The 16183-nt window shown below is 47.3% G+C and carries 14 protein-coding genes; 8 read left to right on the forward strand and 6 right to left on the reverse strand.

Features of this window, described 5'->3' with window-relative positions; all coding sequences use genetic code 11:
- Window positions 1–43: 43 nt before the first annotated feature.
- Window positions 44–2680 carry a DUF5916 domain-containing protein gene (locus tag CLV82_RS00700; RefSeq protein WP_133642392.1) on the reverse strand — a complete coding sequence of 879 codons (2637 nt, stop codon included), beginning with the start codon at window positions 2678–2680 and terminating at the stop codon, window positions 44–46.
- Between the two features lie 259 nt (window positions 2681–2939).
- On the opposite strand from CLV82_RS00700, the gene rplM reads away from it, so the two are divergent.
- The 4 genes from rplM to tsf all read left to right on the forward strand — a co-directional run bounded on the left by rplM (window position 2940) and on the right by tsf (window position 6060).
- Window positions 2940–3395, forward strand: coding sequence for a 50S ribosomal protein L13 (rplM, locus tag CLV82_RS00705; RefSeq protein WP_133642393.1), 456 nt, complete (start codon window positions 2940–2942; stop codon window positions 3393–3395).
- Window positions 3395–3781 carry a 30S ribosomal protein S9 gene (rpsI, locus tag CLV82_RS00710; RefSeq protein WP_133642394.1) on the forward strand — a complete coding sequence of 129 codons (387 nt, stop codon included), beginning with the start codon at window positions 3395–3397 and terminating at the stop codon, window positions 3779–3781. Before rplM ends, rpsI begins: the two co-directional genes overlap by 1 nt.
- A 243-nt stretch (window positions 3782–4024) precedes the next feature.
- Window positions 4025–5167: a 30S ribosomal protein S2 gene (gene rpsB / locus CLV82_RS00715; protein WP_133642395.1), complete on the forward strand. Its 1143-nt coding sequence runs from the start codon at window positions 4025–4027 to the stop codon at window positions 5165–5167.
- A gap of 68 nt (window positions 5168–5235) precedes the next feature.
- Window positions 5236–6060, forward strand: coding sequence for a translation elongation factor Ts (tsf, locus tag CLV82_RS00720; RefSeq protein WP_133643421.1), 825 nt, complete (start codon window positions 5236–5238; stop codon window positions 6058–6060).
- Between the two features lie 57 nt (window positions 6061–6117).
- Here tsf and CLV82_RS00725 read toward each other — a convergent pair whose 3' ends face one another.
- The 3 genes from CLV82_RS00725 to CLV82_RS00735 form a co-directional block, all read right to left on the reverse strand.
- Window positions 6118–6324 (reverse strand): helix-turn-helix transcriptional regulator, encoded by a 207-nt coding sequence (locus CLV82_RS00725; protein WP_133642396.1) that lies wholly within the window; start codon window positions 6322–6324, stop codon window positions 6118–6120.
- Window positions 6314–6790, reverse strand: a complete 477-nt coding sequence (locus tag CLV82_RS00730; RefSeq protein WP_133642397.1) for a hypothetical protein — start codon at window positions 6788–6790, stop codon at window positions 6314–6316. Before CLV82_RS00730 ends, CLV82_RS00725 begins: the two co-directional genes overlap by 11 nt.
- Window positions 6791–6913: 123 nt before the next feature.
- Complete coding sequence (locus CLV82_RS00735) at window positions 6914–8788, reverse strand: M61 family metallopeptidase (protein ID WP_133642398.1); 1875 nt, start codon at window positions 8786–8788, stop codon at window positions 6914–6916.
- Window positions 8789–8940: 152 nt separating this feature from the next.
- Here CLV82_RS00735 and pyrH point away from each other — a divergent pair, with 152 nt between their 5' ends.
- A complete protein-coding gene (pyrH, locus tag CLV82_RS00740) occupies window positions 8941–9648 on the forward strand; it encodes a UMP kinase (protein ID WP_133642399.1) in 708 nt (235 codons plus the stop codon).
- A 106-nt stretch (window positions 9649–9754) separates the two neighbouring features.
- Window positions 9755–10309 (forward strand): ribosome recycling factor, encoded by a 555-nt coding sequence (gene frr, locus CLV82_RS00745; RefSeq protein ID WP_133642400.1) that lies wholly within the window; start codon window positions 9755–9757, stop codon window positions 10307–10309.
- 11 nt (window positions 10310–10320) lie between these two features.
- On the opposite strand, the gene CLV82_RS00750 is transcribed toward frr, so the two are convergent.
- Window positions 10321–10782: a monoheme cytochrome C gene (locus CLV82_RS00750; RefSeq protein ID WP_133642401.1), complete on the reverse strand. Its 462-nt coding sequence runs from the start codon at window positions 10780–10782 to the stop codon at window positions 10321–10323.
- Window positions 10783–12003 (reverse strand): sulfite oxidase, encoded by a 1221-nt coding sequence (locus CLV82_RS00755; protein ID WP_133642402.1) that lies wholly within the window; start codon window positions 12001–12003, stop codon window positions 10783–10785.
- Between the two features lie 243 nt (window positions 12004–12246).
- On the opposite strand from CLV82_RS00755, the gene CLV82_RS00760 reads away from it, so the two are divergent.
- Both CLV82_RS00760 and asnS read left to right on the forward strand, forming a co-directional pair.
- Window positions 12247–14649 (forward strand): efflux RND transporter permease subunit, encoded by a 2403-nt coding sequence (locus CLV82_RS00760; protein ID WP_133642403.1) that lies wholly within the window; start codon window positions 12247–12249, stop codon window positions 14647–14649.
- Between the two features lie 95 nt (window positions 14650–14744).
- The gene (asnS, locus tag CLV82_RS00765) at window positions 14745–16178 is read left to right on the forward strand and encodes an asparagine--tRNA ligase (protein WP_133642404.1); all 1434 of its coding nucleotides are present in this window, start codon (window positions 14745–14747) and stop codon (window positions 16176–16178) included.
- Window positions 16179–16183 lie beyond the last annotated feature (5 nt).

Here is a 16183-nt window from a genome sequence, read left to right on the forward strand (position 1 = left end):
ATTTAAATAAGCGTACAACCGTCAGGGCTGTACGCTTTTTCTTTTAGAGGATGAAGCGGTAAGTGGCCTTGATCAGGAAGGTGTTATCCGGTTTCTGCCCAAGGATCTGGCGGTCGAGGTTACTTCCCAGGGATCCCATAGGGTCACCGAAGCCGGTGACTCCCTGCGACCAGACAAAGAAGAGTTCTGAGCCGGGAATATATTCCCAACGCACAACCAGGTTAGAGCGGAACTGCACGAAGGCGAAATCAGGATCGGAGAACGAGTAATCGGTCTGGCCGTCAAGATTTTCATCCACCAGGTAACTGCCCGAATCATTCTTGGCTATCTGGCTGTCCGAGAACAGGCTGACCCGCTCATACAGGTCGTCTGCCACGGGATTTACCACCCGGTTAAAGTTGGTGTACTGCCCCCTGGAGATAAACGGCTCCCCGTAGAACTGTATACTCAGGTTTGGATTGATACTGTAATTAAAACGCAGTGCCGTACTCAGGGTTCTCTGGTCTATCTCCCCCATGATGTAGCGGGCGTCTCCATTGAAATCTGAAGTTGTTACGTACTGGGTCTTATTCGGGTTGTAGTTCATAAAGGTGAACCATGAAAGGTTAAACGCAGAGAATGGCTGGTAACCAAACCTGAGCACATACCGCCTGAACTTGAAATTATCCTGGGTGGCATCGCTGTGCACGTAACCCATGGTAAAATTGAATTTCTTGCTCTGGTCCGAACCGAAGAACAGGAAACCGTAATTCTCTTCGTTATACCTGTACCTTGGACCGCCTCTCAGGATGTTATTACTAAATATCCTGGGTTTATGCGCCCCGCCGATTTCGGTCCACCAGTTGTTGGCCCAACTGATATTCCCATTCAGCTCATATTGAATGCGGTTATAGTTCCCCTCAAAATCATAGGTGGTGAATTGTTCCACACCCACGCGTATCTGCCGGTACCAGTCTGTAGGTTTCAGGAATAAACGATTCACTTCTGCGAACTGTATGATCTCATCAGCCTGCCTAAGGAAGCCGACATCATTGAGCTCTAACCCAGGGGACCGCCATATAAATCCGCCCTGGTATCTCCAGTTGCCGCCTCCTGCTTTTCCAGCTTCCAGTTTCCCCCCTGTTCCGGAAAGGGAAGTTCGCTCAGGATCGACAGACACATGCCCGGCATCGGTTCGCTGGAAAAGGTGCGTTATACTGCGCTGGGTATTCTCTATAGCCTCAGGAGAACCCTGCACCTGGCTTAACACCATATTTCCCTCCACATAATACTGCCTGTCTTTCCAGTTATGCCGGAAATCTATTCCCCCGGTATAAGCTGATTCATGAAGAAAACTGAGTTCCTCGGAAAGGTTCCGGTTCGTAGCGGTAAACATTCCCCCTATATAGGTATTCCGGTTATTGAAATCTTTCTGGACCCTGCCGACCAGGTAATTGGTCAGGGGTTCCACGATCTCCTTGCGTTCTTCACCTCCTGCATCGATAACCCGCGCATACATATTCGCGGTTACACTTTCCAGCAAACCGACAGACCAGCCATCCTTGGTCTTCCCGGAAAATTTTGCGGCACCCAGGATGGTAGTATTATTCGGGGCATCGACAAATTCCCCTGCTGCCGAATTGACAAAACCTTGCGGGCTCCGGCCAATTCGACGGCTATAAAAGAGGTTGTCATTGCCATTCGCAAACTCAAAATCGAATATATTCTTGTTCTCCACGAAGAAAGGACGACGCTCCTGGAAAAAGATCTGGAAACCATCCAGGGCTATCGCACCGGGGTCAGCATCTACCTGCCCGAAATCGGGGTTTACGGTGAGATCCAGGGTCAGGTCATTGGTGATCCCGATCTTGGCATCGAGCCCGACGTTAAAAGGATAGTCGCTCCCGTCACGGAAAGGGTTGCCCTCTTCTTCCGGGTAAGACTCGTATTGGCTTACCGCAAAGGGTTGTATCTCGAGTTGCTTCTGGGGGGCGATGTCCTCCAGCCCACGGAGCAAACCGAACTCACTGGTAAAGCCGGCTACATCCCGGGGAATACGCTGCCAGACCGAACGCTCGTTTTCCCGGAAGAGAGTCCGGAAAACCTGTAATCCCCACACCTGTTCTTTCGCCTTCCCGAATTTCAGCTGGCTGAACGGGATCTTCATCTCTACGGTATATCCAGCATCATTCACCTTGGCATCTGTATACCAGATAGGGTTCCAGCTTTCGTCCCAGTTTCTGCCGTTGTCAGACATGAACTCCTCTCCCTTGACTCCCGCGGCCGTAGTGGTAAATGCAAATGCCGTTCTTTTATCGTGATAGCTATCTATCATTACGGTTACCCTATCCCCTTCAAAAGAATCCCGGCGTGCTAAGCGTCGTTCAATTTTCCGGGGAACAGAGTCAAAACAACGAATAGCGACGTAGAGGAATTTATCATCGTATATCATTTTGAAATCGGTAGGTTGCCCGGGGGGCGTATTCTCGGCAGGCTGCCATTCCACGAAATTTCCATCCCAGGAAGCGAGTTCCCAGGCAGGATCGTCCAGGTGCCCGTCAATTTCCGGGGCTTTATGTTCAATTATCTTTGATGCAGTATAGGTGCGCTGAATGACCTCGTCGCTGTCTGGCCTGTATTGCGACCAGCAAAAAGAGGTTAATAAAAGGAAGCATCCGACGGTCCATCCGGAAGGGCTCATAAATGGTAGGTTTGTGATTGATGTATAAGAAAGACGACCAATCTAAGGATACGTTACAGTAAAGAGCTTTTTTTTAAAGCTTTTTTAACATACTTTTGCAGATGGCCGGGAAATTGCCCATCCTGTACTCCGGCTTTCACTTTTGTGGAAATAATTGATAAAAAAATAGGCAAACAACGGTTTGTAATTCAACTTAATAGTTGTACATTTGCAGCCCGCTAAACGGGATTGAAGTGTTTAATTTATAAAAATATAGGTAGTGGATACATTAAGCTACAAGACAGTTTCGGCCAATAAAGCCACAGTAGACAAGCAATGGTTGTTGGTGGATGCCGAAGGACAGACGCTAGGAAGGTTAGCTTCCAAAGTGGCTAAGTTACTCAGGGGAAAACACAAGCCTAATTTCACCCCTCACGTGGATTGTGGTGACAATGTTATCGTGATCAACGCTGAGAAAATAGAAATGACAGGGAACAAGTGGACCGAGAAGGTTTACCTGCGTTACACAGGATATCCTGGTGGGCAGCGTTCTCAGACAGCCCAGGAGTTGTTGGAAAAGAAGCCTGAGGCGGTTATCGAGAGAGCCGTCAAGGGAATGCTTCCTAAGAACAAATTAGGAGCAGATCTTTTCAGGAACCTGAAAGTGTATGTCGGTGCTGAACACCAGCAAGAAGCTCAAAAACCAACTGCAATTAACTTAAACGACCTTAAATAATGGACGTGATTCATAAAATCGGTAGAAGAAAGACAGCCGTTGCCCGTGTATACCTGTCTGAAGGTAAAGGTAACATCACCATCAATAAAAAGGATCTTGCTGAGTATTTCCCAACTGCTACACTGCAGTACAAGGTTACACAGCCATTTACACTGACCGGAACTGATGATACTTTTGATGTTAAGGTGAACGTATACGGAGGTGGAATAACAGGACAGGCGGAAGCTGTAAGACTTGCCCTTTCACGTGCACTTTGTGAACTGGATGCTGAACACAGGGGAACCCTGAAGCCGGAAGGTCTTCTGACCCGTGATCCAAGAATGGTAGAACGTAAGAAATTCGGACAGAAGAAAGCCCGTAAGAAATTCCAGTTCTCTAAACGTTAAGAATCAACTTCGCCGGTTTACCGGCGAATTCTTATTTTATATTAATAACCCAAGTTCATTGAAAGTCTACTCCCCTGAAACGGGAGAGACATCAAGGCATCCTGATCAGCAAACCTGCACCCCTCCCGGGGCGCATCTGCACATCAGGATTCCCTTAGTTTAGCATCTAAATGCTCAAGGCATCCCCCAGGGATACCACTTGGGCATTGCTAATTCAACGGAACGTAAACTAAGTACATTAAAATGGCTAAAAAAGCTGAAGTAAAAGAATTACTAGAAGCAGGTGTGCATTTCGGCCACCTGACCCGGAAATGGAATCCAAACATGGCTCCTTACATCTACATGGAGCGTAACGGGATCCACGTCATCAACCTTTACAAGACTGTTGCAAAACTGGACGAAGCTAACGAAGCACTTCGCAAGATTGCTGCTTCCGGCAGGAAGATCCTTTTTGTTGCAACAAAGAAACAAGCTAAAGACATCGTTGCCGATAAGGTAGCAGAAGTAAACATGCCATACATCACCGAAAGGTGGCCAGGTGGGATGCTGACTAACTTTGTCACTATCCGTAAGGCTGTAAAGAAAATGGCATCTATTGACCGTATGAAAAAAGACGGTACTTTTAATACCCTGTCAAAGAAAGAACGTCTGCAGGTAGACCGTCTGCGTGCTAAGTTAGAAAAGAACTTAGGATCTATCGCAGATATGACCCGTCTGCCAGGTGCACTGTTCATCGTGGATACCATGCGTGAGCACATTGCGGTGAAGGAAGCTCAGAAACTGAACATCCCGATTTTCGCTATGGTGGATACCAACTCTGATCCACGTCCTATCGATTACGTTATCCCGGCTAATGATGATGCTTCCAAGTCTATCGAAGTGATCATGAGCGAAGTTACCAAGGCAGTTGCCGAAGGACTTGCCGAGAGAAAATCTGAAAAGCAGGGAGATAATGAAGGTGACGATAACGAGCAGACAAAAGCAGCTACTCCAAAGAAAAAGAAAGTAGTTACTGAAGCTCCTGAAGTTGCAAAGACCGAGAAAGAACCAGAAGCAGCTAAGCGTACCAAGACTATCGAAGAGGCGCCGGTTGTTGAGGAGAAAGCTCCAAAAGCAAAGAAAGAAGAGGCTAAAGCTGACGATCTTACCAAGATTGAAGGAATTGGACCAAAAGCAGCTGAGGCACTTGTTAACGCAGGTATCAGCAGCTATGCTAAACTGGCCGATTCTGATGCTGACTCCGTTAAGGAGATCCTGACCGAAGCCAGCTCTAACCTGGCTCACCTTGACCCGGGATCATGGGCCAAGCAGGCTAAGATGGCTGCAGATGGTAAGTGGGACGAGCTGAAGGAATGGCAAGACCAGGCCAAAGGTGGCGTTGAGTAATCTCAGATCATAATATATTTTTTATAACAGGGGTCATTAAAGACCTCCACTAAAAAGAACAACAGATGATGGTAAAAGTTACCGCTTCAGAAGTCAATAAATTAAGAAAAACTACCGGTGCAGGTATGATGGATTGTAAAAATGCATTGGTAGAAGCCGAAGGTGATTTTGATAAGGCAATAGAAATCCTTCGTAAGAAAGGACAGAAAGTTGCTGCCAAGAGAGCTGACCGCGAGTCTTCAGAAGGTGCAGCCATTGCTAAAGTAAATGGCGATAACACGAAAGGGATCATTATCTCCCTGAACTGTGAAACTGATTTCGTAGCTAAGAACGACTCATTCGTGACCTTAGCAAATGATCTTGCTGACCTGGCATTGTCTTTTGATAACAAAGAGGCATTCCTTGAGGCAGATTTCAACGGGATCTCTGTACAGGATAAACTGACAGAGCAGACCGGTGTGATCGGTGAGAAGATCGAGATCGGAAGTTTCAGAACACTGGAAGCTCCTTTCGTAGGATCTTACATCCACGCAGGGAACAAGATTGCTACCCTGGTAGGTTTATCTGCCAATGTTGACGGTGCTGCAGATGCTGCTAAAGATGTAGCAATGCAGGCTGCCGCCATGAACCCGGTAGCCCTTGACCAGGATGGTGTAGACCAGGAGGTCATTGAAAAAGAGATCGAGATCGCTAAAGACCAGTTAAGGCAAGAAGGAAAACCAGAGGAAATGCTTGACAAGATCGCACAAGGTAAACTTGGACGTTTCTTCAAGGACAACACCCTGGTAAACCAGGATTTCATCAAAGACAGTAAAATGAGCGTTGCTCAGTACGTTAAGTCTGTTAATTCAGATCTGAAAGTAACCGGATTTGAAAGAGTAGCCCTGGGATAATCACTTTCCTTTAAGGATTTATATCAAAAGCCATTTGTCTGCTGACAAATGGCTTTTTTAATTCAGGTCATCCTCATCCAGCGCAAAAAGTTCGTTTACGGATTTATCAAAGACTAAAGACAAGCGTAATGCCAGGATGGTCGAAGGACCGTATTTCCCCTGCTCTATGGCATTAATAGTTTGCCGGCTCACCCCCACCTTCGCGGCCAGATCTGCCTGGGTCATTTTTAATCGTGCCCTTTCCATTTTCAGGTTATTCTGCATAGGATAGCGATTGTTTCAGTTTCCACAGGTCCCAGTGAAATTTGAGTATAAATAGCAGCAAGACGGTAAACATATTAAACAACATTACCCAGAAGAAGCCAAAATCATAAACGAAAACAAAACCCAGGATAAGGATGATATAATTACCGTAGGTAGCCCATACGAGAGACTCTAAGCGAAGTTTCTGTATGAATTCATCCTCTTCCTGTTGTTTTGAAAATGCAACCAACAGACCTCCCAGGATCAGCAATATTCCACAGATTTCATTCATGAGGTTATTGTCGAGATATCCACTCTCAGAACCCTCACCACTATAATCTGTAATAAATGGGCCATACATCTCGATATCCAGCAATGCCGGTTCCCAGTCTGTGATCACTGTAAATAACCCCAGTAAAATAGCGGGGATCAGGATGATCCACCCCCACTTTTTCCATTTCGGATCAAATAAATACCTGGTTTTCATGACTATACTTTTTATAAATGTAAAGTTTATTTTACTTTTTGTCAAGTATTTTTTACAATTCAATTCATTTCCATGAAAAAGGGCAACCTGCACGGTTGCCCTTTTTTATTTTCTCTAAAAGTATCAGCCCTTCAGCCAGGCCTCCCTGAGGGCCAGTTCTTCTGCTGTGGCATCCCCGGAAGCCATTATTTTTTCTACCATTACTGTCGGGGTCCCGGCCACTCCTTTAAGCTGCAGCTGCTGCCCGTCCCTGGTGATGGTCATGGTAATTTCCTTATCCGCATCCCAGCCAAAGCTCTCCCCTATGATGGGCCGAATGCTTTCGAGAGAAATAGCCACCCCGTTGATCTCGTCGATCACATCTCCACCCTGCAGACCCAGGTCTTTCATAAAACTGTTCAGGGTGATTCCCTTCCGGACAAAAATAGCGTTGTCATTCTGCTGATCTACATCAATATACGGGATCTGTCCACGAAGGAAATACCCACTCTCTTCTTTGACCGAAGTTAAGGTTAGACCGACCTTAGCCAGGAAGTCCTCGTAAGCTATAGGAGTATCCCCTGTTACATATTTTTCGAAGAACTCCCCTACTTCAGGATAGGTCATTGCCACGATCTCCCCGATGAGCGAGTCGTCTTTAAAAGGAGTGTTATTCCCATATTTACCGGAAAGTGATTTCATCAGCCCAAGCACCCCTTTTTCACCCCCGCTAAGCTCCCTGAGCAATAGGTCCAAGGACATGTTGATCAATGCTCCTTTCTCGTAAACGTTAGCATAATTCTCTTTGTAAGGAGATTCCAGTATATTCTCACTCATAACCGTAAAGGACATGTCGTCGTCATAAGCGCGCGAGTTACTGATCTTATCCACCATTCGCTGGTAGAACTCGTCTTCATCGATCAGGCCCTGGTTGATCTGGAAGAGATTGGCAAAATACTCCGTTGTTCCTTCGTACATCCAGAGATGTTTAGACATTTCAGGAGCATTGAAATCGAAAAACTGGATCTCTTCCGAATGTACATTCAGTGGGGTGACTATGTGGAAGAATTCGTGCGAAACCACGTCCACCATCGCCTGCTCCAGGTTTTCTTTGGGCATCTGCTCAGGCAGTACCACCACCGTAGAAGTATGGTGTTCCAGTGCACCGAACCCATTGGGATCTGTCGGCCCCATCGGGGACAGGTGCAACAATATGTTGTATTCCTTTGTTCCGTCTATCGGCCCAAGGAATGCTTTCTGTGCTCCCATCATTTCTTTCATACGGCCTTCAAGTGCTACGGCATCATACACTCCATTCGGAGAATACACTGCCAGGTTTACCGTGATGCCCTGCACTTCAAAACTGATATTGTTAGGTTTGGCATACATGATCGGGTTGTCTATGACCTCGAAGTAACGGTCGGCCTTAAAGACATCTTTTCCCGCGATCTTTTCCTGGCTCGCCCTTTTTAATGAAGTAGTTGCAACCAGGTCTCCCGGAACCGCGATACTGAGTTCGTAAGGAACTTCCTTGTAGCCATCAAAATACCCCACGAACCCGTGCAGGTTCAGCATGTAGGTGTTTCCTTTATCAATATTTGTTCCTGCAGGAGAGAAGACCGCATCGTCTCTTTCAGATTCAGTGTCATAGGTGTCGTTTACAAAGTAAACAACCTTATCCAGGTCCTTTGCACCGGCAATGCTCCAGCTGTTCTCATCGACCCGGGTAACAGGAATCTCATTGCCCTTGTAATCGATAGCTTTTAACATCTCTATATACTGCCCGTAATTGTCCACACTGTATGTTCCGGGAACAGTTTTAGGAATGTAAAAGGTGACAGCATCTGTGCTGAAAGCACCCGGATCCACGGTAACGCTAACTTTATCGTCTTCAACATTCACCAGGTCCAGCGTAGCTATCACGGGGGAAGAAGAAGCGGTATTCAGAGATTTGGATGCCCCGCACCCACTTAAAATAAGGCATAAGAGGAGCAGGTAATATACAGATAGTCTTTTCATTTGGATATTGGATTAATTGCACAAGATTATTAAATAATTTCGGCTTGTGACCTGCCATTAAGAATAAATTTGGTTTTAACCCTATTGATTTCAGAGGTCCGGACCATAAATTATTTTACTATTTTTGTGCGGATCTAAATACCAAAAATCACATGCCTTACAAAAGAATACTCTTAAAACTCAGTGGTGAAGCTTTAATGGGGGAGAAACAATATGGCATAGACCCTAAAAGACTCGGGGAATATGCAGATGAGATCAAAGCTGTAGTTGAGAAAGGAGTAGAAGTTGCCATTGTCATTGGCGGCGGAAATATATTCCGCGGTCTTGCAGGGGCCAGCTACGGCATGGACCGGGTACAGGGAGATCATATGGGAATGCTGGCGACCGTCATCAACGGTTTAGCCCTGCAGGCAGCCCTTGAAGACAAGGGACTGCAGACCAGGCTGCAATCAGCCATCAAGATCAACGAAGTTGCCGAGCCCTTTATCCGCAGAAGAGCCATCCGTCACCTGGAAAAAGGAAGAGTGGTCATCTTTGGAGGAGGTACAGGTAATCCTTATTTCACCACGGATTCTGCTGCCGTATTGAGGGCGATAGAAATAGAGGCTGACGTAATTTTAAAAGGCACCCGGGTAGACGGTATCTACACCAGTGATCCTGAAAAAGATAAGACCGCCACAAAATTCGACACCCTGTCCTTTAACGATGTATTGAAAAAAGGACTGAAAGTGATGGATACAACGGCCTTTACGCTGAGCCAGGAAAACGAATTACCGATAGTAGTCTTTGATATGAATAAGAAAGGGAACCTGATGAAGATCGTTTCCGGGGAAAATATCGGAACGGTAGTCAACCTGTAGGAGAAATAAATTCGCGTTTAAAAAATAAGTAGTATCCCTATATTTGTCATACAGACGAGGTAAACCAAGAATAATAACCAATCGCCATTACCATTAATATTACGATATGAACGAGGATGTAAAATTTGTATTGGATAGCGCAGAAGAAAGTATGCAGGGAGCTATCGCTCACTTATTAAAAGAATTCGTTAAAATCAGGGCCGGAAAGGCAAGCCCGTCCATGTTATCCTCGGTAATGGTCGAGTACTACGGTAACATGACCCCGCTTTCACAGGTCTCGAATATCAATACCCCTGATGGCCGCACCATATCGGTTCAGCCATGGGAAAAGAACCTGCTGCAGGAAATAGAAAAGAGTATCATGAACGCCAACCTGGGCTTTAACCCGATGAACAACGGCGACCTGATCATCATCAATGTCCCACCCCTGACCGAAGAGCGAAGGGTGCAATTAGTAAAGCAAGCTAAGGCAGAGGCAGAAGATGCCAAGGTGAGTATCCGAAACGCCCGGCAGGACGCAAATAAGGAACTTCGCGACATGGACATCTCCGAGGACTTGTTGAAGAACGCTGAGGCAGACGTACAGGAGCTGACCGATAAATACAGTAAAAAAGTCGACGCTTCCCTGGCGACCAAAGAGGCCGAGATCATGAAGGTCTGATCCCCCCGGGATCAGGGGTTCTGCCCATCCAGACTATACCATTCTATATTTTTCAATGCCTGCCGGCGTCCTTTGGATTCCACCGGATATTCCCGGGTGAGATAACGGACCACCAGTTCATGGTCCTCCCCGAGGTCCCATAGATTCTGGGTTTCCTGCATCCAGCGAATGGTAGATTCCCAGCCGGCAGCATCCATCCGGTTCTGGGTAACAAGGCTGGCGGAATGACAGGGGGTGCAATGTCTTATCACTGCCTCCATACCCTCCCCCGCTTTCAGACCGGTTCTCAGGTGAATTCCATTCTCAATTCTTTCAGGATCCCTGACCAATACTTCTTGTGGCTGGGATTCCTCCAGAGCATCCATAGTTAATATAACTAGGATAGACAGGAAAGTGAATATTACGATAAAACCGGCCAGGATCATCATCCTGTACTGGCTGTTACCCTCTTTCTTAGACGATCTTTTCTTCATTTACACAACCTTTACTGCAATGCGATGGCAGGCATTATTCAGGTATCCTTTGGGGTTCCATCCCGGCAGCACCATGGGCTGCGAAACCCCACGGCTATCCGTAGCCCGGGCCCATATTTCATAATAACCTTCTGAAGGGAATGTTACAGCGGCTCTGAAATTCTGCCAGGCGAGTCGATTCACCGGTTTATCCAGGGTACACTCTTGCCAGGTGGCCCCAAAATCTATAGAATAAGATACTTCTTTCACCTGCAGTTCCCCGGCCCAGGCGTGCCCGTTGATGCGAAGGGAGCGACCGGTTTCCAGGACGGCACCGGTACGCGGATAAGTGATCAGCGACTTCACCGGCATGGATTCTATGATACACATATTTTCATCTGCAACTTCAGTTCCCGGTGCCACCGGGTCACAGGGAACCCGGTAAGACGGCGATTCCATTTTAGGTCCGTCGTGAACCTGGTTCCTTACGCTTAACCCTTTCAGCCATTTCCCGGAGACCGAGGCCGGCCAACCACCCGCTACCAGCCTGAGGGGAAAACCGTGGATCTCAGGAATGGGTTTTCCATTCATTTCAAAGGCCAGGAGGGTTTCCTCCTGCATTGCTTTTGCCATGGGGATCCCCCTGGAAATAACCTCTTTCCGGGGATCCCCACTGAGATGGAGGTCTGCGGCATGATAGCCAACATAAACGGCATCTTGCTTAATTCCAACTTCCCGAAGTACGTCCCTGAGCCGCACCCCGGTCCAGGTTGCACAGCTGACAGCACCAACTGTCCACTGGTTTCCTTTTGCAGGCGGATCAAATTCACTCCGGCCATTACCACCACATTCTAATGTGAGGTTATAAGAATAATGTGGAAATGTGGTCTTCAGTTCTTCAAGGCTAAAACTCCTGCCCTGGCGGACAGATTCGCCATCGATCAGCAGTTCCCAGTTTTCAGCTTGCAGCTCCACAGGTACCTTCCCGTTATTCCTGACGAACATGCACCGTTCCGGGGTCACATCGTCATTGAGCAGGTGCGCCCTGGCCTCGATATTGATCGGTCGCTTATTCAGTATAACCATGTCCCTGTCCTTATGATACCTTGCAAAAAGATCAGGATCCTGTTCGGCTATCAGCCGGTAGCCCGCGGGAATCTGGGCACCATAAAATATTTCTGTTCCTATAGCGGCGCTCAGGGCTGCCAGGGAAGTTTTTGAAAGAAAGCCACGTCTGTTCATATGGTGTGATCTGAAGCAGTTTCTAAATTACATAAAATATCACAGCAGCCACCTGCTTTAATGACCCCTGGTAACACCAGTTAATATCAAAGCTGTGCATTAGGAACAGAACGCTGCGTTTTCTACCTTTGCCGCTGAATTTTAACAGCGCATCGTAAAGAGACCGGGGCATCGCTGCAGGAAAAGCCTTTCCGGGTTACCCGGGATCCCTCCAGTTTCAAACGATGTGGAGCAATACCTGATATGGGAGCAAAGCTTACGCAAGGCATTTGGGCCAGGATCGCAAGGATCATCCTGAGGAATCGTATCCTGATCCTTCTGGCTATCGCATCCGTAACGGTATTTATGGGTTTCCAATGGCAGAACATGCGTTTTTCCAATTCGGAAGCCAACTTACTTCCCGACGACCACCCGATCAACCTGGAATACCAGGAATTTGTAAAAAGATTTGGAGAGGAGGGAAATGCGATCGTACTTGCTGTAAGGGATTCGGCTCTTTTTGAACCCGGGAATTTCAGAAGGTGGAATACCTTGAGCAAACAACTTGATGCATTCCCCGAGGTCGATTTTGTTATCTCTACAGATAACCTGCAGCAGCTTGTACGCGACCAGGAAAAGAACGAATTCGTATTGAAGCCATTCCTGGAACGCCCCCCGGAATCCAGACAGGAAGTAGACAGCCTCGCCAACCAGTTATTCAATAACCTGCCGTTTTACGACAATCTTCTTTTTAATAAAGACAGCCGTACGATCCGGACGGTGGTCTATATGGACAAAGATATTATCAACACTTCGGTCCGGAAAGATTTCGTCTTAAGGGATCTCACCAACCTGGTGAACGACTTTGAAGAAGAGACCGGGCTCAATGTCCGGGTTTCCGGGATGCCCTATATCCGGACCATGAGTTCGCAGAGCATCATAGACGAGATCGGGAAATTCATCTTTGCCGCCCTGGCGGTAACCTCCCTGATCTTTTTCTTCTTCTTCCGCAGTATCCGGGCTACGGTGATCTCTATCGTTGTGGTCATCATCGGGGTGATGTGGGCTTTCGGGACGCTGGGTCTTCTCCAGTACGAGATTACGGTACTCACCGCGCTGATTCCTCCCTTGATCATCGTTATTGGTATTCCTAACTGTATCTTCCTGATCAATAAATACCAGCAGGAAGTAAAGAAGCACGGGAACCAGGCATTGTCCTTACAACGGGTGATCTCCAAGATCGGTAATGCCACCCTTATGACCAATGTCACCACGGCCTCGGGGTTTGCCACCTTTATTATCACGGACAGTACGCTGCTCAAGGAATTCGGGATCGTGGCATCTATCAATATCCTGTTCATCTTCATTCTTTCGCTGCTCATCATTCCGATCATCTACAGCTTTATGTCGCTTCCGAAGACGAAGCACCTGAAGCATTTGAATAAAAAGTGGATAGACACTTTTGTGAACTGGATGGAGCGCATGGTACGGGAAAGGAGGATAGCCGTATACCTGGTTTCTATTTCCGCCCTGGTAGTCAGCATTATAGGTATCTACCAGATCAATATCTCCGGCAGCCCGATCGAGGATATGCCGAAGAAGGCAGAGTTCTTCAAAGATATCCGGTTCTTTGAAGCGGAGTTTGACGGGATCATGCCGCTGGAGATCGTCATAAACACCAAGCGGGAAAAAGGGGTTATGAAACCTGCCACCCTGAAAAGAATGGAGCGGCTGAGCGAGGTAATACGGGAAACTCCCGAACTCTCGGAACCTGTTTCCATGGTCAACCTGGTCAAGTATTCCAAACAAGCCTTTTACAACGGTATTCCAAAATACTACCAGCTGCCCACCTCCCAGGAGAATACTTTTATCATGGACGTGGCCAAGAATTCGCGAGGCAACAGCAACCTGCTCTCAACTTTCGTGGACAGCACCGGGCAGTACGCGAGGATAACCACCTACATCCAGGATGTTAAAACAGACCGGATGGAAGCGATTGAACAGGACCTGGTGGAAAATGCAGCTAAGATCTTCCCCGAAGAACGTTACGAGGTGAGCTTTACCGGGAAAGCCCTCTTGTTCCTTAAGGGCACCAAATACCTGGTTAAGAACCTGATCATGTCCCTGGCCCTGGCCATCGGCCTGATCGCCCTATTCATCGCCTACTTGTTCCGTTCATTCCGGATGGTTGTTATTTCCTTGGTTCCAAACCTGCTCCCCCTGGTGATCACTGCCGGGGTTATGGGATACGTGGGAGTACCCATAAAGCCTTCCACTATTCTCGTCTTTAGTGTCGCTTTTGGTATCTCGGTAGATGATACTATTCACTTCCTGGCCAAATACCGGCAGGAACTTATCGCCAATCGCTGGCGCATCCAGAAATCGGTCTATGCTGCCCTGAGGGAAACCGGGGTAAGTATGTTCTACACATCCATAGTACTCTTCTTTGGTTTCTCCGTTTTCATCATTTCCAGTTTTGGAGGAACGGTTGCCCTGGGTGCACTGGTATCGGCAACACTGCTCTTTGCCATGCTCGCTAACCTTATCCTGCTTCCTTCCCTCCTGCTATCCCTGGAGCGAAGTATTGCTAACAAAGAAGTGCTGAAAAAACCACAGATAGACATTCTTCCCAAGGAAGAGACTCCCAAGAAGCCAAAACAGAAGTGATCTGCGGCGGAATACAGTCAGAATTCTGCCCGAAACATCTCCCATAATTTTTGCAATCGCTTATCTTTGCCTTTCATATTTAGAAGCGAATACCCATGAACGAATTTAGTGTTAAGCAGTTACTTACCCAGCAACCATTATCGCAGCCTGTCACCGTAAAAGGATGGGTGCGAACCTTTAGGAGTAACCGCTTTATCGCCCTTAATGACGGTTCTACTATTGACAACATTCAATGTGTCGTAGACTTCGAGAAACTGGACGAATCTTTATTGCGTAAAATATCCACGGGAGCAGCAGTGGAGATTTCCGGTACGCTGGTCGAGAGCCAGGGTCGCGGACAGAGCGTGGAGATCCAGGCTGAGGAACTCATCGTGCACGGCACAGCAGACCCGGAAACTTATCCTATCCAGCCGAAAAAACACTCGCTCGAATTCCTGAGGGAAAAGGCCCATTTAAGGGTACGGACAAATACATTTTCCGCGGTAATGAGAGTCCGGTCGGCTTTATCTTTTGCCATCCATGAGTATTTCCAGAAGAATGGCTTCTATTACATGCACGCGCCTATTATTACCGGTTCTGATGCCGAAGGGGCGGGAGAAATGTTCCGGGTGACAACACTGGATCCCGTGAACCCTCCAAAGAATGAATCCGGTGAGGTAGACTACAAGGAGGATTTCTTCGGGAAAGAAACCAACCTGACCGTATCCGGGCAGCTAGAGGCAGAAGCGTATGCCATGGGGCTCGGTAAGGTATATACCTTTGGACCTACTTTCAGGGCAGAGAACTCTAATACTTCACGGCACCTGGCCGAGTTCTGGATGATAGAACCGGAAATGGCGTTCTTTGATCTGGATGACAATATGGACCTGGCCGAGGATTTTATCAAATACGTATTGCGGTACATCCTCGAGAACTGCCAGTCTGACCTGCAATTCCTGGAAAAAAGATTACAGGACGAAGAAAAAACCAAACCGCAGAAAGAGCGTAGTGATATGTCACTGCTCGATAAACTGCGATTTGTAGTAGATAACAATTTTGTCCGGGTAAGTTATACCGAGGCCATTGATATCCTGAAGAACAGTACCCCCAACAAGAAGAAAAAATTCCAGTACCCCATAGAAGAATGGGGTGCAGACTTGCAGAGTGAACACGAGCGCTACCTGGTGGAAAAGCATTTTAAATGCCCGGTTATCCTGTTCGATTACCCGGCCAAGATCAAAGCGTTCTATATGCGCCTGAACGAGGATGGGAAAACGGTACGCGCCATGGATATCCTGTTTCCCGGGATCGGAGAGATCGTCGGAGGATCCCAGCGAGAAGAGCGGCTGGATGTATTGCGCGGGAAGATCGAAGAATTAGGTATTGACGAGGAAGAACTCTGGTGGTATATGGACCTGAGGAAATTTGGCACAGCCGTACACAGTGGTTTTGGCCTTGGCTTTGAACGCCTTGTACTTTTTGCAACAGGAATGGGTAATATCCGGGACGTAATCCCGTTTCCAAGAACACCACAGAATGCAGAATTCTGATATGA

The organism is Zeaxanthinibacter enoshimensis (assembly GCF_004362865.1).
Taxonomy (GTDB): Bacteria; Bacteroidota; Bacteroidia; order Flavobacteriales; family Flavobacteriaceae; genus Zeaxanthinibacter; species Zeaxanthinibacter enoshimensis.